The organism is Calidifontimicrobium sp. SYSU G02091 (assembly GCF_022631395.1).
Lineage (GTDB): Bacteria > Pseudomonadota > Gammaproteobacteria > Burkholderiales > Burkholderiaceae_C > Calidifontimicrobium > Calidifontimicrobium sediminis.
Genome location: NZ_JALBGB010000039.1, coordinates 1 through 22,390, shown reverse-complemented (window position 1 = coordinate 22,390; position 22,390 = coordinate 1). Strand labels below are relative to the sequence as shown.

At 69.6% G+C, this 22,390-nt stretch carries 22 protein-coding genes; 2 read left to right on the top strand and 20 right to left on the bottom strand.

From position 1 onward, the window contains the following. The 6 genes from MOJ79_RS17160 to leuC all read right to left on the bottom strand — a co-directional run. Positions 1 to 1,188: type IV pilus assembly protein FimV (locus MOJ79_RS17160; protein ID WP_241925246.1), on the bottom strand; the 1,188-nt coding region annotated here is incomplete at its 3' end. Positions 1,189 to 1,459: 271 nt separating this feature from the next. Then, a complete protein-coding gene (gene asd / locus MOJ79_RS17155) occupies positions 1,460 to 2,602 on the bottom strand; it encodes an aspartate-semialdehyde dehydrogenase (RefSeq protein ID WP_241925245.1) in 1,143 nt (380 codons plus the stop codon). Positions 2,603 to 2,697: 95 nt separating this feature from the next. Then, complete coding sequence (gene leuB / locus MOJ79_RS17150) at positions 2,698 to 3,789, bottom strand: 3-isopropylmalate dehydrogenase (RefSeq protein ID WP_241925244.1); 1,092 nt, start codon at positions 3,787 to 3,789, stop codon at positions 2,698 to 2,700. Between the two features lie 11 nt (positions 3,790 to 3,800). After that, positions 3,801 to 4,451 (bottom strand): 3-isopropylmalate dehydratase small subunit, encoded by a 651-nt coding sequence (gene leuD / locus MOJ79_RS17145; protein WP_241925243.1) that lies wholly within the window; start codon positions 4,449 to 4,451, stop codon positions 3,801 to 3,803. Positions 4,452 to 4,459: 8 nt separating this feature from the next. After that, positions 4,460 to 4,594 (bottom strand): entericidin A/B family lipoprotein, encoded by a 135-nt coding sequence (locus MOJ79_RS17140; RefSeq protein ID WP_119286792.1) that lies wholly within the window; start codon positions 4,592 to 4,594, stop codon positions 4,460 to 4,462. Between the two features lie 14 nt (positions 4,595 to 4,608). Continuing rightward, positions 4,609 to 6,030 carry a 3-isopropylmalate dehydratase large subunit gene (leuC, locus tag MOJ79_RS17135; RefSeq protein WP_241925248.1) on the bottom strand — a complete coding sequence of 474 codons (1,422 nt, stop codon included), beginning with the start codon at positions 6,028 to 6,030 and terminating at the stop codon, positions 4,609 to 4,611. A 100-nt stretch (positions 6,031 to 6,130) separates the two neighbouring features. Here leuC and MOJ79_RS17130 point away from each other — a divergent pair, with 100 nt between their 5' ends. Continuing rightward, positions 6,131 to 6,835, top strand: coding sequence for an SDR family NAD(P)-dependent oxidoreductase (locus MOJ79_RS17130; protein WP_241925242.1), 705 nt, complete (start codon positions 6,131 to 6,133; stop codon positions 6,833 to 6,835). On the opposite strand, the gene MOJ79_RS17125 is transcribed toward MOJ79_RS17130, so the two are convergent. From MOJ79_RS17125 to scpA, 6 genes are read right to left on the bottom strand one after another with little or no spacing between them, the layout of a single operon-like run. Next, complete coding sequence (locus MOJ79_RS17125; protein ID WP_241925241.1) at positions 6,836 to 7,303, bottom strand: VOC family protein; 468 nt, start codon at positions 7,301 to 7,303, stop codon at positions 6,836 to 6,838. Beyond that, positions 7,300 to 8,328, bottom strand: a complete 1,029-nt coding sequence (bioB, locus tag MOJ79_RS17120) for a biotin synthase BioB (RefSeq protein ID WP_442863142.1) — start codon at positions 8,326 to 8,328, stop codon at positions 7,300 to 7,302. The genes MOJ79_RS17125 and bioB overlap by 4 nt, the downstream gene beginning before the upstream one ends. A gap of 14 nt (positions 8,329 to 8,342) precedes the next feature. After that, the gene (gene accC, locus MOJ79_RS17115) at positions 8,343 to 10,373 is read right to left on the bottom strand and encodes an acetyl-CoA carboxylase biotin carboxylase subunit (RefSeq protein WP_241925240.1); all 2,031 of its coding nucleotides are present in this window, start codon (positions 10,371 to 10,373) and stop codon (positions 8,343 to 8,345) included. A 14-nt stretch (positions 10,374 to 10,387) separates the two neighbouring features. Further along, on the bottom strand, positions 10,388 to 11,920 hold the full coding sequence (locus tag MOJ79_RS17110; RefSeq protein WP_241925239.1) for an acyl-CoA carboxylase subunit beta: 1,533 nt from the start codon (positions 11,918 to 11,920) through the stop codon (positions 10,388 to 10,390). 32 nt (positions 11,921 to 11,952) lie between these two features. Continuing rightward, the gene (meaB, locus tag MOJ79_RS17105) at positions 11,953 to 12,963 is read right to left on the bottom strand and encodes a methylmalonyl Co-A mutase-associated GTPase MeaB (RefSeq protein ID WP_241925238.1); all 1,011 of its coding nucleotides are present in this window, start codon (positions 12,961 to 12,963) and stop codon (positions 11,953 to 11,955) included. Between the two features lie 10 nt (positions 12,964 to 12,973). Further along, on the bottom strand, positions 12,974 to 15,145 hold the full coding sequence (scpA, locus tag MOJ79_RS17100; RefSeq protein ID WP_241925237.1) for a methylmalonyl-CoA mutase: 2,172 nt from the start codon (positions 15,143 to 15,145) through the stop codon (positions 12,974 to 12,976). A 152-nt stretch (positions 15,146 to 15,297) separates the two neighbouring features. Here scpA and MOJ79_RS17095 point away from each other — a divergent pair, with 152 nt between their 5' ends. Continuing rightward, on the top strand, positions 15,298 to 15,957 hold the full coding sequence (locus MOJ79_RS17095; protein WP_241925236.1) for a GntR family transcriptional regulator: 660 nt from the start codon (positions 15,298 to 15,300) through the stop codon (positions 15,955 to 15,957). Positions 15,958 to 16,030: 73 nt separating this feature from the next. On the opposite strand, the gene MOJ79_RS17090 is transcribed toward MOJ79_RS17095, so the two are convergent. The 8 genes from MOJ79_RS17090 to MOJ79_RS17055 form a co-directional block, all read right to left on the bottom strand. Further along, on the bottom strand, positions 16,031 to 16,264 hold the full coding sequence (locus tag MOJ79_RS17090; RefSeq protein ID WP_119286805.1) for a hypothetical protein: 234 nt from the start codon (positions 16,262 to 16,264) through the stop codon (positions 16,031 to 16,033). 109 nt (positions 16,265 to 16,373) lie between these two features. Next, complete coding sequence (locus tag MOJ79_RS17085) at positions 16,374 to 17,687, bottom strand: citrate synthase (RefSeq protein ID WP_119286807.1); 1,314 nt, start codon at positions 17,685 to 17,687, stop codon at positions 16,374 to 16,376. Between the two features lie 15 nt (positions 17,688 to 17,702). After that, positions 17,703 to 17,981: an FAD assembly factor SdhE gene (locus MOJ79_RS17080; RefSeq protein WP_119286809.1), complete on the bottom strand. Its 279-nt coding sequence runs from the start codon at positions 17,979 to 17,981 to the stop codon at positions 17,703 to 17,705. 12 nt (positions 17,982 to 17,993) lie between these two features. Continuing rightward, on the bottom strand, positions 17,994 to 18,698 hold the full coding sequence (locus tag MOJ79_RS17075) for a succinate dehydrogenase iron-sulfur subunit (protein WP_119353405.1): 705 nt from the start codon (positions 18,696 to 18,698) through the stop codon (positions 17,994 to 17,996). 22 nt (positions 18,699 to 18,720) lie between these two features. Then, positions 18,721 to 20,529: a succinate dehydrogenase flavoprotein subunit gene (gene sdhA, locus MOJ79_RS17070; protein WP_241925235.1), complete on the bottom strand. Its 1,809-nt coding sequence runs from the start codon at positions 20,527 to 20,529 to the stop codon at positions 18,721 to 18,723. Then, positions 20,529 to 20,891 (bottom strand): succinate dehydrogenase, hydrophobic membrane anchor protein, encoded by a 363-nt coding sequence (sdhD, locus tag MOJ79_RS17065; RefSeq protein WP_119286815.1) that lies wholly within the window; start codon positions 20,889 to 20,891, stop codon positions 20,529 to 20,531. The genes sdhA and sdhD overlap by 1 nt, the downstream gene beginning before the upstream one ends. Positions 20,892 to 20,901: 10 nt before the next feature. Beyond that, positions 20,902 to 21,339 (bottom strand): succinate dehydrogenase, cytochrome b556 subunit, encoded by a 438-nt coding sequence (gene sdhC, locus MOJ79_RS17060; protein ID WP_119286817.1) that lies wholly within the window; start codon positions 21,337 to 21,339, stop codon positions 20,902 to 20,904. A gap of 149 nt (positions 21,340 to 21,488) precedes the next feature. Then, positions 21,489 to 22,241: a GntR family transcriptional regulator gene (locus MOJ79_RS17055; protein ID WP_241925234.1), complete on the bottom strand. Its 753-nt coding sequence runs from the start codon at positions 22,239 to 22,241 to the stop codon at positions 21,489 to 21,491. Positions 22,242 to 22,390: the final 149 nt, after the last annotated feature.

The following is a 22,390-nucleotide window of genomic DNA, read 5'->3' as shown; positions in this document are numbered from 1 at the left end:
AGGCGCCGAAGCCGGCGCGGCGGCGACGGGTGCGGGGGCCGACGCCGCGGCGGCGGGGTCCGATGCGGCCGCCGGCGCAGGCGCCGAAGCGGCAGGCGCCTGCGCCGCGGGCCGCGCGGCCTGCTGCAGACGCTCGAGTTCTTCGACGTTGCGGCGCAGTTCGGCCACGCGCGTCGACGTGTCGCGCTGCTCCGCCTCGCGCGAGACGCGGGCTTCGGGCGCGCTCGGCTGCACCGCCCCCTGCGACAGCTTGAGCCGGTCCTCGGCGGCGGCGGTGGGGGTGCGGTCCTCGACCCGGGCCTGCACGCGGCCGGCGGCGCGCTGCCCCGGCTCGTCGGTGCCGACCTTCGGCGCGATGCCCGCCAGACGCTGACGGTAGGCGTTGAAGTCGTCGCTTTGCGCCCGGATCGTGCGCAGTGCCTCGTCGCGCGAGACCTGAGACGCGACATCGGCGCCAGGCACCGACAGCACGGCGCCTGCGCGCAGCAGGTTCATGTTGTTCTGGATGAAGGCCTGCGGGTTGGCGCGGTACAGCGACACCAGCATCTGCTCGAGCGACACGCCGCCGGTGGCGTGGCGCTGCGCGATCGCGCTGAGCGTGTCGCCCGCACGCACCGTGACCTGGCCTGCCGGCTCGGCCTGCGCGGTGGCACGCGCCGCAGAGGGGGGCTGTGGCGCCGCCGCTGCGGGACGGCGCGCCGGCGCGGCAGGTGCAGGCGGCGCCGCGGCGGGTGCCGGTGCGGCGGCCACCGGCGCTGCGGGCTGCGCCGACGGCGCGACGGGCGACGTCGCGGCAGGCGCCGTGGCCTGCACCGGCGGCGCCGGCATCACGCGCGGCGGGTCGAGCAGCAGCGTGTACTCGCGCACCAGGCGGCCGCTGGCCCACGTCATCTCGAGGATGACGTCGACGAACGGCTCCTGCACCGGGCGGTCGCTCGTCAGCCGCAACACCGCGCGGCCGTCGGGACGGCGCACCAGCGTCGCGCGCGTGCTCGGCAGCACCGCGTTGTAGTCGAGGCCCGCGGCGCGGTACGACTCGGGCGGCGCGACGCGCACCTGCAGCGACGCCGCCTCGTCGGGCGTCAGGCTGGTGACGTCGATCTCCGCGCGCAGCGTCTCGCCCAGCGCCGATTGGACCTGCAGCCGCCCCAGCCCGAGCGCCCACGACCCGGAGGCCAGGACGCACAAGGCTGCCGCCGCCACGCTCTTCAGGGCGAAACGCCCTGTCTTGACAGGACTGACGTTCAAAGCCTCTCCCAACGTGTCTGTGCGGACCGTCGAGGGTCCGCCGGCGCCCAGTCTAGTCCCCGGGCGGCCATTGTCGATCGGCCGAAACCGCCGCGAAATCAAGCATATCGGCGATGAGCCTCAGCCAAAGTCGCGTTTCGGCCTGTATTTGTCACGTTTCTCGTGGCCGAACGCCCGTCGCGCCGCCCCTCGCGGCACGCTGCGCGCCCCGTCAGGCCTCCAGCAGGATGCGCAGCATGCGCCGCAGCGGCTCGGCCGCCCCCCACAGCAGCTGGTCGCCGATCGTGAACGCGCCGACGTATTCTGGCCCCATCGCGAGCTTGCGGATGCGCCCGACGGGGATCGTCATCGTGCCGGTCACGGCCACCGGGGTCAGGTGCTGCAGCGTGGCCTCGCGCGTGTTGGGCACCACCTTCACCCACTCGTTGTCGGCGGCGATCATCGCCTCGAGGTCGGCGACCGGCACGTCCTTCTTCAGCTTGAAGGTCAGCGCCTGCGAGTGGCAGCGCATCGCACCGACGCGCACGCAGAAGCCGTCGACCGGCACCGCGGGGGTACCGAAGCCCTCGCCCTGGCCGAGGATCTTGTTCGTCTCGGCCATGCCTTTCCACTCTTCGCGGCTGACACCGTTGCCGAGGTCCTTGTCGATCCACGGGATCAGCGAGCCGCCCAGCGGCACGCCGAAGTTGGCCGTCTCGTCGGCCGTCATCGCCTTCTGGCGCGCCAGCACCCGGCGGTCGATCTCGAGGATCGCGCTGGCCGGGTCGTCGAGCAGCGCCTCGACCTCGGCGTGGAGCGTGCCGAATTGCGCGAGCAGCTCGCGCATGTGCTGCGCGCCGCCGCCGCTGGCGGCCTGGTACGTCATCGTGCTCATCCACTCGACGAGCCCGGCCTTGTAGAGGGCGCCGACGCCCATCAGCATGCAGCTGACGGTGCAATTGCCGCCGATCCAGTTGCGCCCGCCACGTGCGAGCGCGTTCTTGATCACCGGCAGGTTGACCGGGTCGAGGACGATGACGGCGTCGTCCTTCATGCGCAGCGTGCTCGCCGCGTCGATCCAGTGGCCGTTCCAGCCGGCGGCGCGCAGCTTCGGGAACACCTCGGTCGTGTAGTCGCCGCCCTGGCAGGTGATGACGATGTCGCAGCGCTTGAGCGCGTCGATGTCGTGCGCGTCGCGCAGCGTCGTCTCGTTCTTGGCCATCGCCGGCGCGGCGCCGCCGGCGTTCGACGTCGAGAAGAACAGCGGCTCGATGAGGTCGAAGTCGCGCTCGGCGCGCATGCGCTCCATCAGCACGGAGCCGACCATGCCGCGCCAGCCGACGATGCCGACCAGCGGTGCTTGCGAAGTAGCCATCTCAGTCTTGCCTTTCCAGTGTGATCCGGACCCCTCGGTGCTCCGGCTCGCATCGCCGGGGTCCAGGAGGTGGGGGCGAGACGATCCGAGAGCGGCTAGCTCTTCGTAATGGTTTTGCCGGTGATCGCCGCGACCACGGCGTCACCCATCTCGCGCGTGCCGACCCGCGTCGTGCCCTCGCTCCAGATGTCGCCGGTGCGCAAGCCCGCGGCGAGCACGGCCTGCACCGCCCGCTCGATGCGGTCGGCGGCTTCGGGCTGGGCGAGCGAGTAGCGAAGCATCATGGCGGCGGACAGGATTGTAGCCAGCGGGTTCGCGACACCCTTGCCGGCAATGTCGGGCGCGCTGCCGTGGCTGGGCTCGTACAGGCCCTTGTTGTTCGCATCCAACGACGCGGAGGGCAGCATGCCGATCGAGCCGGTCAGCATCGCCGCTTCGTCCGACAGGATGTCGCCGAACATGTTGCCGGTGACGATGACGTCGAACGCCTTGGGCGCCTTGACGAGCTGCATCGCCGCGTTGTCGACGTACATGTGCTCGAGCTGCACGTCGGGGTACTGCACGTGGACCTCGGTGACGACGTCCTTCCAGAACTGGAATGTCTCGAGCACGTTGGCCTTGTCGACGCTCGTCACCTTCTTCCCGCGCTTGCGCGCGGCCTGGAACGCGACGTGCGCGATGCGCTCGATCTCGGGGCGGCTGTAGCGCATCGTGTCGAACGCCTCGGGCGCGCCGGCGAACGCGCCGTCGGGCGCGGTGCGGCGCCCGCGCGGCTGGCCGAAGTAGATGTCGCCGGTCAGCTCGCGCACGATCAGGATGTCGAGCCCGGCGACGAGCTCGGGCTTCAGGCTCGACGCATGCGTCAGCTGCGGGTAGCAGATCGCCGGGCGCAGGTTGGCGAACAGCCCCAGGTGCTTGCGCAGTCCGAGGATCGCCTGCTCGGGGCGCAGGGGGCGCTCGAGCCTGTCGTACTTCCAGTCACCGACGGCGCCGAACAGCACGGCATCGGCGGCCTGCGCGAGCTTGAGCGTCGACTCGGGCAGCGGGTGTCCATGCGCCTCGTAGGCGGCGCCGCCCACCGGCGCGGTCTCCATCTCGAGCGGCAGCTCGAGCGCGCGCAGCACGCGGACCGCCTCGGCAACGATTTCGGGGCCGATGCCGTCACCCGGCAGGATCGCGATCTTCATCGGGTGTCCTTTCAGCCGACCAGGCGGTTGGCGAGCCACGGCATCTTCGCGAGCCGCTCGGCTTCGAAGGCGCGGATCTCGTCGGCGTGGCGCAGCGTCAGGCCGATGTCGTCCCAGCCGTTGAGCAGGCACTGCTTGCGAAACGGCTGCACGTCGAACGGCCACTCGGTGCCGTCGGGCTTGACGACGACCTGCCGCGGCAGGTCGATCGTCAGCGTGTAGCCGGGGAACGCCGCGACCTCGTCGAACAGCTGCGAGACCTGCGACTCGGGCAGCACGATCGGCAGCAGCCCGTTCTTGAAGCAGTTGTTGAAGAAGATGTCGGCGAAGCTCGGCGCGATCAGCGCGCGAAAGCCGTACTGCTGGATCGCCCACGGCGCGTGCTCGCGGCTCGAGCCGCAGCCGAAGTTCTTGCGCGCGAGCAGGATCGACGCGCCCTGGTAGCGCGGCTGGTTGAGCACGAAGTCCGGATTCGGCTTGCGCGTGGCCGGGTCCTGCCCCGGCTCGCCGCGGTCGAGGTAGCGCCACTCGTCGAACAGGTTCGGGCCGAAGCCCGAGCGCTTGATCGACTTGAGGAACTGCTTCGGGATGATCGCGTCGGTGTCGACGTTCTCGCGGTCGATCGGGGCCACGAGCCCCTGGTGCACGGTGAAAGGTTCCACGCCGTCCCTTACTTCTTCTTCGCCGCTTCTTCGATCTTGTCGCCGGCGCGCGAGAGGTCCTTGCCCAGGCCCTCGATCGTGTTGCAGGCGCTCAGCCCGATGACGGCCGCCAGCGCGGCCAGCGTGATCCACAGCTTGCTCATCGTCGTCCTTTCGTTCAGGCGATGCGGCGCACGTCGACGAAGTGCCCGGCCAGCGCCGCCGCGGCGGCCATCGCCGGGCTGACGAGGTGGGTGCGGCCGCCCGCGCCCTGGCGGCCCTCGAAATTGCGGTTGCTCGTGCTCGCGCAGCGCTCGCCGGGCTCGAGGCGGTCGACGTTCATCGCCAGGCACATGCTGCAGCCGGGCTCGCGCCACTCGAAGCCGGCCGCCTTGAACACCTCGTGCAGGCCCTCGCGCTCGGCCTGCGCCTTGACCTGGCCCGAGCCGGGCACGACCATCGCGAGCTTGACGTTCGGCGCGATGCGCCCGCCGACCTTGCGCACGACGGCGGCGGCGTCGCGCAGGTCCTCGATGCGGCTGTTGGTGCACGAGCCGATGAACACCTTGTCGATGCGGATGTCGGCGATCGGCTTGTTCGGCTCGAGCCCCATGTAGCGCAGCGCGGCTTCGATCGCGTTGCGCTTGTTGGCGTCCTTCTCCTTGTCGGGATCGGGCACGCGGTCCTCGATCGAGACGACCATCTCGGGGCTCGTGCCCCACGTGACCTGCGGGCGGATCTGGCTCGCGTCGAGTTCGACGACGGCATCCCACTTCGCGCCCGGGTCCGAGTGCAGCGTGCGCCAGTATGCGACGGCCTGCTCCCACTCGACGCCGGTCGGCGCGAACGGGCGCCCCTTGACGTAGTCGATCGTCTTGTCGTCGACCGCGACGAGCCCGGCGCGCGCGCCGGCCTCGATCGCCATGTTGCACACCGTCATGCGCCCTTCCATGCTGAGCGCGCGGATCGCCGAGCCGGCGAACTCGATCGTGTAGCCGGTGCCGCCGGCGGTGCCGATCTTGCCGATGATCGCGAGCACGATGTCCTTCGCGGTGCAGCCGCGCGCAAGCGTGCCCTCGACCTTCACGAGCATGTTCTTCGCCTTCTTCGCGAGCAGCGTCTGCGTGGCCAGCACGTGCTCGACCTCGCTCGTGCCGATGCCGTGCGCGAGCGCGCCGAACGCGCCGTGCGTGCTGGTGTGGCTGTCGCCGCACACGACCGTCATGCCCGGCAGCGTCGCGCCGATCTCGGGGCCGATCACGTGCACGATGCCCTGCCGCTTGTCGAGAAACGGGAAGTACGCCGCGGCGCCAAAGGCCTTGATGTTCGCGTCGAGCGTGACGATCTGCTGCCGGCTGATCGGGTCGGCGATGCCGTCGTAGCCGCGCTCCCAGCCGGTGGTCGGCGTGTTGTGGTCGGCGGTGGCGACGATCGAGCTCACGCGCCACGGCTTGCGCCCCGCGAGGCGCAGCCCCTCGAACGCCTGCGGGCTCGTGACCTCGTGCACGAGGTGGCGGTCGATGTAGAGGATGGCGGTGCCGTCGTCCTCGGTGCGGACGACGTGTTCGTCCCAGAGCTTGTCGTACAGCGTGCGCGCGATCGTCATGGCCGGGTTCCTCGAACCGGGTATTGTCGCAGCACGGCCGGCGCGGCGCAGCGGCGCCGACAATCGCGCCATCGCAACCGCGGGAGACGCAGGCATGGACTTCGAACACCAGGTGGTGGTGGCGACCGGCGCGGCCGGCCACCTCGGGCGCGCGGTGGCGCGCCACTTCGCGGCGCGCGGCGCACGCCTCGTCCTCGTCGACGTCGACCGCCCCCGCCTCGCGCAGGCGCACGGCGACGAGCACGACCGCCTGCTGTTCGCCCCGGCCGACCTGCGCGACGCCGCGCAGGCCGCCGCGGTGGTGCAGGCGGCGCTGGCACGGTTCGGCCGCATCGACGTGCTCGCCAACGTGGCCGGCGGCTTCCGCATGGGCGAGGCCGTCCACGAGACGAGCGACGAGACGTGGACCCTGCTGTTCGACCTCAACGCGCGCACGCTGCTGAACATGTGCCGCGCCGCCGTGCCGCCGATGCTCGCTGCCGGCCGCGGGGCGATCGTCAACGTCGGCGCCTGGGGCGCGCTGCGCGGCGGCGCGCTGATGGGCGCGTACGCGGCGTCGAAGGCGAGCGTGATCCGGCTGACCGAGTCGATGTCGGCCGAACTGCGCGAGCGCGGCGTGCGCGTCAACTGCGTGCTGCCGACGATCCTCGACACGCCCGACAACCGCGCCGCGATGCCCGACGCCGACTTCTCGCGCTGGGTCGCGACCGACGCGCTCGCCGACGTGATCGGCTTCCTCGCCAGCGACGCCGCGCGCGCGGTGCACGGCGCGGCGGTGCCCGTCACCGGGCTGGTCTGATCAGCCCAGCGCGGCGATCACGTCCGGCGGCGCCTGCACGAGCTCGATCAGCACGCCCTCGCCGCCGAGCGGGAACTCGTCGTTGCCCTTCGGGTGGACGAAGCAGATGTCGTGGCCGGCGGCGCCCTTGCGGATGCCGCCGGGCGCAAAGCGCACACCGCGCGCCGTCATCCACGCGACGGCCTTCGGCAGGTCGTCGACCCACAGGCCGACGTGGTTCAGCGGCGTCGTGTGCACCGCGGGCTTCTTGTCGGGGTCGAGCGGCTGCATCAGGTCGACCTCGACGGCGGTCGGCCCGCGGCCGAGCGCGCAGATGTCCTCGTCGACGTTCTCGCGCTCGGAGACGAACGTGCTCCTGACCTCGAGCCCGAGCACGTCGACCCACAGCGCCTTCAGGCGCTGCTTGTCGGGACCGCCGATCGCGATCTGCTGGATGCCGAGGATGCGGAAAGGGCGCGGTAGTGTCATGGGCGGGCCTCGGCAGTGGTCGGCAGGTCCAGGCGTGCCAGCAGCGCACGGTCGTCCCTGGCGTCGGCGTTGCCGGTCACGAGCAGCCTGTCGCCGTAGAAGATGGAATTGGCACCTGCCATGAAGGCCAGCGCCTGTAAGGCATCGCCCATTTCGCGCCGCCCGGCCGACAGACGCACGCGCGAGCGCGGCATCGTGATGCGCGCCGCGGCAATCACGCGCACGATTTCGAAGGGATCCACCGGCGGCTGGTCGGCCAGCGGCGTGCCGCCGACGCGTACGAGGTTGTTCACCGGCACCGATTCGGGTGGTGGATCGAGACTCGCGAGCTGCGCGATCAGCGCCGCGCGCTGCGCCCGCGTCTCTCCCATGCCGACGATGCCTCCACAGCACACCTTGATGCCGGCAGCACGGACGTGCGCCAGCGTGGCGAGGCGTTCGTCGTAGCTGCGCGTGGTGATCACCGCACCGTAGTGGTCCGGCGACGTGTCGAGATTGTGGTTGTAGTAGTCGAGCCCGGCGTCCTTCAGCACTGCGGCCTGCCCCGCATCCAGCATGCCCAGCGTGGCGCAGGTCTCCAGACCCAGTGATCGCACCGCGCGGACGAGCTCGGCGACTTTGGCCAGGTCACGGTCATTGGGGCTGCGCCAGGCAGCACCCATGCAGAAGCGGGTCGCACCGGCGGCCTGCGCGGCGCGCGCCGCAGCGACGACCTCGTCGGGCTCCATCAGCTTCGTCGCCTTCACGCCGGTGGCGTGGTGCACCGACTGCGGGCAATAGGCGCAGTCTTCGGGACAGCCGCCGGTCTTGACCGACAGCAGCGACGCGAGCTCGATGTCGAGCGCCGGCCAATATTCACGGTGGACTGCATGCGCCTCGTGCACGAGGTCCATGAAAGGGCGTGACATCAGCGCTTCGACCTGCGCGGCGGTCCACGACGACACGGGGCCGGCGGCGGACGTGCCGGGGTTGCTGCGGCGATGCAGGTGCACCGGCAGCGTCGGAACGGTATCGAGACTCACGATGTCTCCAGGTAGGTTCAGGCGAAGCGCAGGATCGGCTGGTCGACGGCCAGGCTCTCGCCCTTGCTGGCGAGCAGCTCGGCGACGGTGCCGTCCTGCGCGGCGGTCAGGATGTTCTCCATCTTCATCGCCTCGATCGTCGCCAGCCGCTGGCCGGCCTGCACCGTCTGGCCCGGCTGCACCGCGATGTCGACGAGCAGCCCCGGCATCGGCGACAGCAGGAACTTGCTCATGTCCGGCGGCGGCTTGTGCGGCATCAGCCGCAGCAGCTCGGCCGCGTGCGGCAGCAGCACCATCGCGTCGATCGCGCGGCCGTTGTGCGAGATCTTGAGCCACAGCCCGCGGCGCTCGACCTGCGCCGTGAACGGCTGGCCGTTGCAGGTGCCGCGTGCGCGGATGTCGCGGAAGGTCCAGTCCTTGGCGATGACGTAGGTCTTGCCGCCCACCGCCACGCGCATCGCGCCGTCGGCGACGTGGACCTCGGCGGGGTGGTACGCGTGCTCGCCGCCTGCGCCCTTGACGACGACGACGTAGGCGTGGCCGATCTTCAGCGTGTGGCCCGGCAGCTGGCCGCTGATCATCGCCGCGCGCTTGCGGTAGGTGCGGTGGACGGCCGCAGCCAGCGCGACGAGGAAGTCGGGGTCGTCGTGCGGCACGTCCTCGGCACGGAAGCCCTGCGGGTAATGCTGCGCGATGAAGCCGGTGTCGAAGTCGCCGGCGACGAACTTCGGGTGCGCGAGCAGCGCGGCCTGGAACGGGATGTTGCTCGCGATGCCGCGGATCACGAACGCGTTGAGCGCGTCGCGCATCTTCGCGATCGCGTCGTCGCGGTCGAGGCCGTGCACGATCAGCTTGGCGATCATCGAGTCGTAGTGCATCGGGATCTCGCCGCCCTCGTAGACGCCGGTGTCGACGCGCACGCCGCCGCCTTCGGGCACCGGCAGCGCGGCCTCCATCGTCGTCGGCGGAGGCTGGTAGCGCACCAGCCGCCCGGTCGAGGGCAGGAAGCCGCGGAACGGGTCCTCGGCGTTGATGCGGCACTCGATCGCCCAGCCGCGGCGGCGCACCTCGTCCTGCCCGAAGCCGAGCTTCTCGCCGGCAGCCACGCGGATCATCTGCTCGACGAGGTCGAGCCCGGTGATGCACTCCGTGACCGGGTGCTCGACCTGCAGCCGCGTGTTCATCTCGAGGAAGTAGAAGCTCTGGTCACGGCCGACGACGAACTCGACCGTGCCCGCGCTCTGGTATTTCACCGCCTTCGCGAGTGCGACGGCCTGCTCGCCCATCGCCTTGCGCGTCGCGTCGCTGATGAAGGGGCTCGGCGCCTCCTCGATCACCTTCTGGTGACGGCGCTGGATGCTGCACTCGCGCTCCCACAGGTAGACGACGTTGCCGTGCGCGTCGCCGAGCACCTGGATCTCGATGTGGCGCGGGCCCTCGACGAACTTCTCGATGAAGACGCGGTCGTCGCCGAAGCTGGCCTTGGCCTCGTTGCGGCACGACGTGAAGCCGTCGAAGGCTTCCTGGTCGTTGAACGCCACGCGCAGGCCCTTGCCGCCGCCGCCGGCGCTGGCCTTGATCATCACCGGGTAGCCGATGTCGCGCGCGATCCGCACCGCCTGCTCGGGCGTGTCGATCGCGTCGTTCCAGCCCGGGATCGTGCTGACGCCAGCTTCACGGGCCAGCTTCTTCGACGCGATCTTGTCGCCCATCGCGGCGATCGAGTGGTGCTTCGGGCCGATGAAGACGATGCCCTCCTCCTCGACGCGGCGCGCGAACTCCTCGTTCTCGGAGAGGAACCCGTAACCCGGGTGCACCGCCTGCGCGCCAGTGGCCTTGCACGCCGCGATGATCTTGTCCATCGCGAGGTACGACTCGCGACTCGGTGCCGCGCCGATGAACACCGACTCGTCGGCGAGTTCGACGTGGCGCGCGTCGCGGTCGGCCTCGGAGTAGACGGCCACCGTCGCGATGCCCATCTTCTTCGCCGTCTTGATCACGCGGCAGGCGATTTCCCCGCGGTTCGCGATGAGGATCTTCTTGAACATCACCGTCTCCGCGCTCACAGGGGAATGTTCCCGTGCTTGCGCCACGGGTTCTCGAGCTTCTTGTCGCGCAGCATCACGAGCGAGCGGCAGATGCGCTTGCGCGTCTCGTGCGGCTGGATCACGTCGTCGATGTAGCCGCGCGCGCCGGCGACGAAGGGGTTCGCGAAGCGCGCCTTGTACTCGGCCTCGCGCGCGGCGAGCTTGGCCGGATCGGCCTTGTCCTCGCGGAAGATGATCTCGACCGCCCCCTTGGCGCCCATCACGGCGATCTCGGCGTTCGGCCACGCGAAGTTGACGTCGCCCCGCAGGTGCTTCGAGCTCATGACGTCGTAGGCGCCGCCGTAGGCCTTGCGCGTGATCACCGTGACCTTGGGCACGGTGGCCTCGGCGTAGGCGTACAGCAGCTTGGCACCGTGCTTGATGATGCCGCCGTACTCCTGCGCGGTGCCGGGCATGAAACCGGGCACGTCGACGAACGTGACGACGGGGATGTTGAACGCGTCGCAGAAGCGCACGAAGCGCGCCGCCTTGATGCTGCTCTTGATGTCGAGGCAGCCGGCCAGCACCATCGGGTTGTTGGCGACGATGCCCACCGTGTGCCCCTCGAGACGGCCGAAGCCGACGACGATGTTCTTCGCGTGGTCGGGCTGGATCTCGAAGAAGTCGTGGTCGTCGAGCACCTTGACGATCAGTTCCTTGATGTCGTACGGCTTGTTCGGGTTGTCGGGCACCAGCGTGTCGAGGCTGTGGTCGAGCCGGTCGGCCGGGTCGCCGCTGGCGCGCACCGGCGGCTTCTCGCGGTTGTTCAGCGGCAGGTAGTTGAAGAAGCGCCGCAGCATCAGGATCGCCTCGACGTCGTTGTCGAACGCGAGGTCCGCGACGCCGCTCTTGGTCGTGTGCGTCGTCGCGCCGCCGAGCTGTTCGGCAGTCACCTCCTCGTGCGTCACCGTCTTCACGACGTCGGGACCGGTCACGAACATGTACGAGCTGTCGCGGACCATGAAGATGAAGTCGGTCATCGCCGGCGAGTACACCGCGCCGCCCGCGCACGGGCCCATGATCAGGCTGATCTGCGGGATCACGCCCGAGGCCATCACGTTGCGCTGGAACACCTCGGCGTAGCCGCCGAGCGACGCGACGCCCTCCTGGATGCGCGCGCCGCCCGAGTCGTTGAGCCCGATCACCGGGGCGCCGACCTTCATCGCCTGGTCCATCACCTTGCAGATCTTCTCGGCGTGCGCTTCGCTGAGCGCGCCGCCGAAGACGGTGAAGTCCTGGCTGAAGACGAACACGAGCCGGCCGTTGATCATCCCGTAGCCGGTGACGACGCCGTCGCCGGGGATCTTCTGGTCGGCCATGCCGAAGTCGGCGCAGCGGTGCTCGACGAACATGTCCCACTCCTCGAACGTGCCTTCGTCGAGCAGCAGCGACAGGCGCTCGCGCGCCGTGAGCTTGCCCTTGGCGTGCTGCGCGTCGATGCGCTTCTGGCCGCCGCCCAGACGCGCGGCGGCGCGCTTGCGTTCGAGTTGTTCGATGATGTCGTGCATGGACGCGTCTCCGCGGGGTGATGTCGTGAAGGTCAGTAGAACAGGTCGAGCAGGCGCCGCGCGGCCACCGACGCGGCGACGCGGCCGGCGCGCACGTCGGCCGTCGCGCCAGGCAGCGCAGCGGCGACGGCCGGGTGCTGGCGGAAGCGCTCCTTCAGCCCGGCGTCGATGCGCTCCCACAGCCAGGCCACCGTCTGCTGCTCGCGGCGCTGCGCCAGGCGCCCGCTGGCGGTCTGCAGCTCGCGAAACTGCGTGACGGCGTCCCAGAACTCGGCCAGCCCCTGGCCCTTGAGCGCACTGAGCTGCAGCACGCGCGGGTGCCACACGGCGGCGTCGTGGTGCGCGTGGTCCGGATGGCCGTGCATGCCGAACAGTCGCAGCGCCGACGTGATCTGCGCGCGTGCGCGCGTGGCCGCCGTCTCGTCGAGGTCGGCCTTGTTGATGACGACGAGGTCGGCGAGCTCCATCACGCCCTTCTTGATCGCCTGCAGGTCGTCGCCGGCGTTGGGCAGCTGCAGCAGCACGAACATGTCGGTCATGCCGGCCACCGCGGTCTCGCTCTGGCCGACGCCCACCGTCTCGACGATCACGACGTCGAAGCCGGCGGCCTCGAGCACCAGCATCGCCTCGCGCGTCTTCTCGGCCACGCCGCCAAGCGTGCCGGCCGAAGGACTCGGGCGGATGTAGGCGCGCTCGTCGCGCGACAGGTGCTCCATGCGCGTCTTGTCGCCGAGGATCGAGCCGCCCGACACGCTCGACGACGGGTCGATGGCGAGCACGGCGACGCGGTGCCCGCGCGCGATCAGGAACAGGCCCAGCGCCTCGATGAACGTGCTCTTGCCGACGCCGGGCACGCCCGAGATGCCCAGCCGCAGCGCGCCGCCGGCGCGCGGCAGCAGCGCGTCGAGCAGCGCGTCGGCGCGCTCGCGGTGGTCGGCGCGCGTTGACTCGAGCAGCGTGATCGCCTTGGCGATCGCACGCCGCTGCGCGGGACCGGTGCTGCCGACGATGGCGTCGACGAGCTGCTGGTCGGCATCGAGCATCGTCGGCCCGTCAGCGCGCGTCGACGCTTTCGCGGATGCGCTCGAGCACGTCCTTGGCACTGACCGGGATCGGCGTGCCGGGGCCGTAGATGCCCTTGACGCCGGCGGCGTAGAGGAACTCGTAGTCCTGCTGAGGGATCACGCCGCCGACGAAGACGACGATGTCGTCGCCGCCTTGCTTCTTCAGCTCCTCGATGATCGCCGGCACCAGCGTCTTGTGCCCGGCGGCAAGCGTGCTGACGCCGACCGCGTGCACGTCGTTCTCGATCGCCTGGCGGGCGCACTCCTCGGGGGTCTGGAACAGCGCGCCGATGTCGACGTCGAAGCCGAGGTCGGCGAACGCGGTGGCGACCACCTTGGCGCCGCGGTCGTGGCCGTCCTGGCCGAGCTTGGCGATCATCACGCGCGGGCGGCGGCCGTGGTCCTTCGCGAACTGCGCAATCTCGGCCTTGAGCCGGTCCCAGCCCTCGGCGCTGTCGTAGGCCGCGGCGTACACGCCGGTCACTTTCTGGATGTCGGCACGGTGGCGGCCGAAGACCTGTTCGAGGGCATCGCTGACTTCTCCGACGGTGGCACGCGCGCGCATCGCCTGGATGCTGAGGTCGAGCAGGTTACCGCGACCGCTGGCCGCGCACTCGGTCAGCGCGGCGAGCGCGGCGCGGACCTTGGCGCCGTCGCGCGTGGCCTTGATGCGCGCGAGCCGCGCGATCTGCTGCTCGCGCACCTTGTGGTTGTCGACTTCGAGGATCTCGACCGGTTCCTCCTTCGGCAGCCGGTACTTGTTGACGCCGACGATGACGTCCTTGCCGCTGTCGATGCGCGCCTGCTTCTCGGCGGCGCTGGCCTCGATCTTCAGCTTGGCCCAGCCGCTGTCGACAGCCTTCGTCATGCCGCCCATCGCGTCGACCTCCTCGATGATCGCCCACGCCTTGTCGGCCATCTGCTGCGTGAGCGTCTCCATCATGTAGCTGCCGGCCCACGGGTCGATCACGTTCGTGATGTGCGTCTCCTCCTGCAGGATCAGCTGCGTGTTGCGCGCGATGCGTGCGCTGAACTCGGTGGGCAGCGCGATCGCCTCGTCGAAGCTGTTGGTGTGCAGCGACTGCGTGCCGCCGAACACCGCGGCCATCGCCTCGATCGTCGTGCGCACGATGTTGTTGTACGGGTCCTGTTCCGTCAGGCTCCAGCCCGAGGTCTGGCAGTGCGTGCGCAGCATCAGGCTCTTCGGATTCTTCGCGCCGAACTGCTTCATGATGCGGCACCACAGCAGGCGCGCGGCGCGCATCTTGGCGATCTCGAGGTAGAAGTTCATCCCGATCGCCCAGAAGAACGACAGGCGCCCGGCGAACTCGTCGACGTCCAAGCCCTTGGCGAGCGCCGTCTTCACGTACTCCTTGCCGTCGGCGAGCGTGAACGCGAGCTCGAGCGCCTGGTTGGCCCCCGCCTCCTGCATGTGGTAGCCGGAGATGCTGATCGAGTTGAACCGCGGCATGTGCTTGGCGGTGTACTCGATGATGTCGCCGACGATGCGCATCGACGGCTGCGGCGGGTAGATGTACGTGTTGCGGACCATGAACTCCTTGAGGATGTCGTTCTGGATGGTCCCCGACAGCTGCGCCTGCGCGACGCCCTGCTCCTCGGCGGCGACGACGTAGCCGGCGAGCACCGGCAGCACGGCGCCGTTCATCGTCATGCTCACGCTGACCTTGTCGAGCGGGATGCCGTCGAACAGGATCTTCATGTCCTCGACGCTGTCGACCGCCACGCCCGCCTTGCCGACGTCGCCGGTCACGCGCGGGTGGTCGCTGTCGTAGCCGCGGTGCGTCGCGAGGTCGAAGGCGACGCTGACGCCTTGCGCGCCGGCGGCCAGGGCCTTGCGGTAGAACGCGTTGCTGTCCTCGGCGGTCGAGAAGCCGGCGTACTGGCGGATCGTCCACGGCCGCACCGCGTACATCGTCGCCTGCGGGCCGCGCACGAAGGGCTCGAAGCCGGGCAGCGTGTCGGTGTACGGCAGCCCCTGCAGGTCGGCCGCGGTGTACAGCGGCTTGACGACGAGGCCCTCGGGCGTGACCCAGTTCAGCGCGGCGACGTCGCCGCCCGGCGCCGACTTCGCGGCCGCGCGCAGCCACTGCTCGAGCGTGGCGGGCGTGAAGACGGGGCCGGCGGCATCGGACGGGGTCATGCGGTTCTCCTCGACGGGCAGGCGCCGCTCGAGGCGGCGCGCACGGTGCTCGGGCCGACGGGTGCGCTGCGCGGCGGCGCGGTTGCCGGCTCCCCGGAATTATGCATAATTATGAATTCAAAGCCAACGCCAATCTGACGTCACCCGCCGCCGTGCCCGCCGCCGACGCCCTGCCGACCGCGCGTCCCTTCGTGCGGCGCGCCTTGTACGAAGACGTGGCCGAGCGCCTGCGGCAGCAGATCTTCGCCCGCGAGCTGCCACCGGGCAGCTGGATCGACGAACAGAAGCTCGCCGCCGAGTACGGCATCAGCCGCACGCCGCTGCGCGAGGCATTGAAAGTGCTCGCCGTCGAGGGTCTGGTGACGATGAAACTCGGCCGCGGCGCGTACGTCACGGAGATGAGCCGCGACGACGTCGCGCAGGTCTACCACGTGCTCGCGCTGCTCGAAAGCGACGCGGCGGCTGCCGTCGCGCGCGGCGCCGACGACGCGCAGCGCGCGCGCCTGCAGCAGCTGCACGAGCAGCTCGAGCACGACGTGCAGCAGCGCGACGCGTTCTTCGCCACCAACGAGCGCTGGCACCGCGCGCTGCTCGAGATCGCCGGCAACCGCTGGAGCCAGCAGGTGGTGGCCGATCTGCGCAAGGTCATGAAGCTCAGCCGCCACCACTCGCTGTTCAAGCAGGGCCGGCTGGCCGACTCGCTGGCCGAGCACCGCGCGATCATGGCGGCGATCGCGGCGCGCGACGCCGAGGCTGCCGCGCGGCTGATGCGGGCGCACTTCGACAGCGGCTTCGAGGCTGCGGCCGGCTGAGGGCCGAGGCGGCGCCCGAAAAAGCAATCGCCCCGCGCACGGCGGGGCGATCGTCAGCGGGCGCGCGGCGCCGTCAGGACTTCAGTTGCGCCTCGAGTTCCTTGCACGACGGCGCGCACACCGTCTGCGAGCGGCCGAGCAGCTTGCGCGTCTTCAGCATCGAGCGCGGACGGTGCTTGCCGCACAGGAAGCACGACATCGTGCCGGCACCGAACGCGCCGGCCACCGAAAACGGCGAGCCGGGCGCCTTGGACTTGTAGCGCAAGCCGTCGGGTTCCACCAGGGTCTTGATCTCGTCTTTGGCCATTCGTTGCTCCGAGGGCGGCAGGGATACGAACCTGCGTCAGCCGTAAGGATACTGTATATACCCTCAGCTTGCTGGCGCGGGGTCAATCGGCGGCCGGCCGGCGGGCAGCTCAGCCGCGCTCGGCGATCGGCTTGACCTGGCGCGGCGCCGAGCCGACGAACAGCTGGCGCGGACGGCCGATCTTGTACTCGGGGTCGCCGATCATCTCGTTGAGCTGGGCGATCCAGCCCACCGTGCGCGCGAGCGCGAAGATCGCCGTGAACAGGCTCACCGGGATGCCGATCGCGCGCTGCACGATGCCCGAATAGAAGTCGACGTTCGGGTACAGCTTGCGTGCGACGAAGTACTCGTCCTCGAGCGCGATCTTCTCGAGCGCCATCGCCAGCTTGAACAGCGGGTCGTTCTCGAGCCCGAGCTCGCCGAGCACCTCGTGGCAGGTCTCGCGCATCAGCTTGGCGCGCGGGTCGTAGTTCTTGTAGACGCGGTGGCCGAAGCCCATCAGCCGCACGCTCGAGTTCTTGTCCTTGACCTGCTTGATGAACTCGCCGATCTTCTCGACGCCACCGTTGCGCTGGATGTCCTCGAGCATGTTCAGCGCCGCCTCGTTGGCGCCGCCGTGCGCCGGGCCCCACAGGCAGGCCACGCCCGCGGCGATGGCCGCGAACGGGTTGGTGCCCGAGCTGCCGCACAGGCGCACGGTCGACGTGCTGGCGTTCTGCTCGTGGTCGGCGTGCAGGATGAAGATGCGGTCGAGCGCGCGCACGAGCACGTCGTTGGGTTCGTACTCCTCGCACGGCGTCGCGAACATCATGCGCATGAAGTTCGCGGTGTAGCTCAGCGAGTTCTTCGGGTAGATGTACGGCTGGCCGATCGAGTACTTGTAGGCCATCGCCACCAGCGTCGGCATCTTCGCGATCAGGCGGTGCGCGGCGATCTCGCGGTGCTTCGGGTTGTGGACGTCGGTGCTGTCGTGATAGAAGGCCGACATCGCGCCGACCAGGCCGGTCATCACCGCCATCGGGTGCGCGTCGCGGCGGAAGCCGCGCAGGAAGAACTGCATCTGCTCGTTGACCATCGTGTGGTTGGTGATGGTCTTCGAGAACTTCGCGCGCTGCTCGACGGTGGGCAGCTCGCCGTACAGCAGCAGGTAGCACACCTCGAGGAAGTCGCACTGCGTGGCGAGCTGCTCGATCGGGTAGCCGCGGTACAGCAGCTCGCCCTTGTCGCCGTCGATGTAGGTGATGGCCGACTGGCACGACGCGGTCGACAGGAAGCCCGGGTCGTAGGTGAATTTGCCCGTCTGCGCGTACAGCTTGCGGATGTCGATCACGTCGGGGCCGATCGTGCCCTTGTAGATCGGCAGCTCCATGCTCGGGCTGCCGTCGGAGAACGACAGGGTGGCTTTCACGTCGGAGGGCGTCATCGCAAATTCCTTTCGTCAGTCGTCGGTCGGGCGCGGGCGCCGCATCAGCGCCAGCACCTCGTGCACTTCGGGCCGGTCGAGCTCACCGTGCGGCTCGGTGCGCGCGAGCAGCAGGTCGAGCAGGTCGTTGTCCGGCAGGTCCATCAGCGCGGCGAGCCCCGCGGCCTGCCTTGTCGTGATCGTCTCCTCGTGCTCGCGGAAGAAGCGCTCGACGAACAGGTCGTTCTCGAGCAGCCCGCGGCGGCAGCGCCACTTCAGGCGGCCGAGTTCGCGGGCGTCGAGCAAGGCGTCCATCGTCGCGCCGTGTCAGACGGCCCGGCGGACCATCAGCTCCTTGATCTTGCCGATCGCCTTCGTCGGGTTCAGCCCCTTCGGGCAGACGTCGACGCAGTTCATGATCGTGTGGCAGCGGAACAGCCGGTACGGGTCCTCGAGGTTGTCGAGCCGCTCGGCGGTGGCCTGGTCGCGGCTGTCGGCGATGAAGCGGTAGGCCTGCAGCAACCCGGCCGGGCCGACGAACTTGTCGGGGTTCCACCAGAAGCTCGGGCAGCTCGTGCTGCAGCTCGCGCACAGGATGCACTCGTACAGGCCGTTGAGCTCCTCGCGCTCCTCGGGCGACTGCAGCCGCTCCTTCTCGGGCGGCGGCGTGTCGTTGACGAGGTACGGCTTGATCGAGTGGTACTGCTTGAAGAACTGCGTCATGTCGACGATCAGGTCGCGGATCACGGGCAGCCCGGGCAGCGGCTTGAGGACGATGGTGTCGGGCAGCGTGCGCAGGTTGGTCAGGCACGCCAGGCCGTTCTTGCCGTTGATGTTCATCGCGTCGGACCCGCACACGCCCTCGCGGCACGAGCGCCGGAAGCTCAGCGTCGGGTCGACCGACTTGAGCTTCATCAGCGCGTCGAGCAGCATGCGCTCGCTGCCGTCGAGTTCGACCTGCAGCGTCTGCATGTACGGCTTGGCGTCCTTGTCGGGGTCGTAGCGGTAGATCTGGAACGTGCGCTGGGCCATGACTTCGATTCCTTGCGCGGGGTCAGAACGTGCGGACCTTCGGCGGCACCGACTCGACGGTCAGCGGCTTGAGATGCACCGGCTTGTACTCGAGGCGGTTGCCCTCGGCGTACCACAGCGTGTGCTTCAGCCACTCGCGGTCGTTGCGGCCGAGCGGGCAGTCGGGGTCGTCGGCGCCGCGCTCGTAGTCCTTGACGGTGTGCGCGCCGCGGCACTCGCGGCGCGCGGCGGCCGAAACCATCGTCGCTTGCGCGGCTTCGATCAGGTTCTCGACTTCGAGCGCCTCGACGCGCGCCGTGTTGAAGACCTTGCTCTTGTCCTTGAGCGTGATCGCCTTGACGCGCTCGCGCAGCGCCGCGACCTTGACCACGCCTTCGTCCATGCTCGCCTGCGTGCGGAACACGCCGGCGTGCTGCTGCATCGTCTTGCGGATGTCGTTGGCCACGTCCTGCGCGTACTCGCCGCTCGTGCTCGCGTCGAGCCGCGCGAGCCGCTCGAGCGTGCGGTCGACCGCGTCCTTCGGCAGCGGCTTGTGCGCCTTGTCGGCGCGCTTGAAGCTGTCGACGATGTGGTTGCCGGCCGCGCGGCCGAACACCAGCAGGTCGAGCAGCGAGTTGGTGCCCAGGCGGTTGGCGCCGTGCACGCTGACGCACGAGCATTCACCCACCGCGTACAGGCCGCCCACCACCGCGTTCGGGTCGCCGCCCCGTGGCACGACGACCTGACCGTGGATGTTGGTCGGGATGCCGCCCATCTGGTAGTGGATCGTCGGCACCACCGGGATCGGCTCCTTCGTGATGTCGACGTTGGCGAAGTTGTGCCCGATCTCGTAGACGCTGGGCAGCCGCTTCATGATCGTCTCGGCACCCAGGTGCGTCATGTCGAGGTGGATGTAGTCCTTGTTCGGACCGCAGCCGCGCCCTTCCTTGATCTCCTGGTCCATGCAGCGGCTGACGAAGTCGCGCGGTGCGAGGTCCTTCAGCGTCGGCGCGTAGCGCTCCATGAAGCGCTCGCCGTTGGCGTTGCGCAGGATCGCGCCCTCGCCGCGGCAGCCCTCGGTCAGCAGCACGCCGGCGCCGGCCACCCCGGTCGGGTGAAACTGCCAGAACTCCATGTCCTCGAGCGGGATGCCCGCGCGCGCGGCCATGCCCAGCCCGTCACCGGTGTTGATGAAGGCGTTCGTGCTCGCCGCGTAGATGCGCCCGGCGCCGCCGGTGGCCAGCAGCGTGACCTTGGCCTCGAGCACGTAGACCTCGCCGGTCTCCATCTCGAGCGCGGTGACGCCGAGCACGTCGCCGTCGGCGTCGCGGATCAGGTCGAGCGCCATCCACTCGACGAAGAACGTCGTGCGCGCGCGCACGTTGCGCTGGTACAGCGTGTGCAGCATCGCGTGGCCGGTGCGGTCGGCCGCGGCGCAGGCGCGCTGCACCGGCTTCTCGCCGTAGTTGGCGGTGTGGCCGCCGAAGGGGCGCTGGTAGATCGTGCCGTCGGGGTTGCGGTCGAACGGCATGCCGAAGTGCTCGAGCTCGTAGACCACCTTCGGCGCCTCGCGGCACATGAACTCGATCGCGTCCTGGTCGCCGAGCCAGTCGCTGCCCTTGACGGTGTCGTAGAAGTGGTAGTGCCAGTTGTCCTCGCTCATGTTGCCGAGCGAGGCACCGATGCCGCCCTGCGCCGCCACCGTGTGCGAGCGGGTCGGGAACACCTTGGACAGCACCGCGACGTTGAGGCCGGCCTCGGCCAGCTGCAGCGACGCGCGCATGCCCGAGCCACCGGCGCCGACGATCACGACGTCGAACTTGCGGCGCGGAAGAGACGTTCCGATGTGCATTACAGCCTCCACAGCACTTGAACGGCCCACCCGGCGCAGCCGAGCAGCCACACGAGGGTCAGCACCTGCAGCACGAGCCGCACGCCCACGGGCTTGACGTAGTCCATCCAGATGTCGCGCACGCCCACCCACACGTGGTACAGCAGCGCGATGACGACGACGAAGGTCAGCAGCTTCATCCACTGGGCGGCGAAGATGCCGCTCCAGCGGTCGTAGTTCAGCTCGCCGGGCAGCAGCAACTGCACCAGCAGCACGAGCGTGAACAGCGCCATCAGCGCCGCCGTGACGCGCTGGCTGAGCCAGTCGCGCAGCCCGTAGTGCGCGCCGACGACGAGGCGCTTCGATCCGTAGTTGACAGCCATCGCAGTGACCTCAGTAGATGCCGAACAGCTTGGCGCCCAGCAGCAGCGTCAGCACGATGCTCGCCGCGAGCGTGAACAGCGCCGAGCTGTGCCCCTGCGCCTTGCTGACGCTGTGCGTCATGTCCATCCACAGGTGACGCACGCCGGCGATGAAGTGATGCAGGTAAGCCCAGATCAGCGCCAGCACGACGAGCTTCAGGAACCAGCCCGCGAACGGCCCGATCCCGGCGACGAACGCACTCGTGAACGCGTCGTACGACGCCTGCGACGAGACGCTGGCGTCGAACATCCAGATCACGAAGGGCAGCAGCACGAACATCAGCGCGCCGCTGATGCGGTGCAGGATCGACACGATGCCGGCGGGCGGCAGCCGGTATTTGACGATCTGCGTGACGTGGATGTTGCGGTAGACCGGCCGCGCGCGAGAAGACGGGGAAGGTGAAGCCATGTCGGTTCGTCCTGGTGCGCCGCGCGGCGCCCCGCCTGAGGCGGCGTGCCTGAGGCGGCGTTCACGTCGCGCGAAACTTTTGAAGTTTATTGCAATGCAGCAGCGTACGGGAGCGGCCCGACGCGGGCCTGACAAGGGCACCGCGTTCTTCAGCTCAGCTCGTTGCGGTAGTGGTGGTTCGTCGTGTCGTACAGACCGCGGCGCAGCTCGACGCGCCGGTCGCCGTAGGTGAATGCGATGCGCTCGACGCTCAGCAGCGGCGCGCCCGGCGCGCACCCGAGCAGGGCCGCCGCGGTGTCGTCGGCCGCCACCGCGCGGATCTTCTCCTCGGCGCGCACCATGTGCACGCCGAACTCGCTTTCGAACAGCCGGTACAGCGGGCCGCGCCACTCGGCCAGCCGCTCGGCGCTCAGCCCCCTGAACAGTGCGCCGGGCAGCCACAGGTCGTCGAGCACGACGGGGCGGCCGCGAAACGACAGCAGCCGGCGGATCTGCACGACGGCGTCGCCACTGCGAAGGTCCAGCGCGCGGGCGACCTCCGCCGGCGCACGCAGCCGCCGGCAGTCGAGGAAGCGGCGCTCGAGGCGCTCGGCGCTGCCGTCGTCGGGCACCAGGCGCAGGAAGCGGTACTGCACCTGCGCCTCGGCGTGCGTGGCGACGAAGGTGCCCTTGCCCTGGCGGCGCACGAGCAGGTTCTCGGTGGCGAGTTCGTCGATCGCCTTGCGCACCGTGCCCTGGCTGACCTTGAAGCGCTGGGCGAGTTCGGTCTCGCTCGGAATCACCTCGCCGGGCTTCCAGTCGCCGGCCTGCAGCGACTGCGTGATCAGCGCCTTGATCTGCTGGTACAGCGGGCTGAACGCCGGCGTGGCACCGGCGGGGTCGGCGGCGTTCGGCGCGGGCATGCCCGCATTGCACCACAAGCGCGCTCGCGCGTCCACGTAGTCCGATCTCTTATATAGGCAGCCCTGCAAAACGACCTCAAGCCGCATGGACACTGGGTTGGTGAGGTGATGTTGCGGGGTTGGAACTCCCGAAGATGAATCGGCTCGAT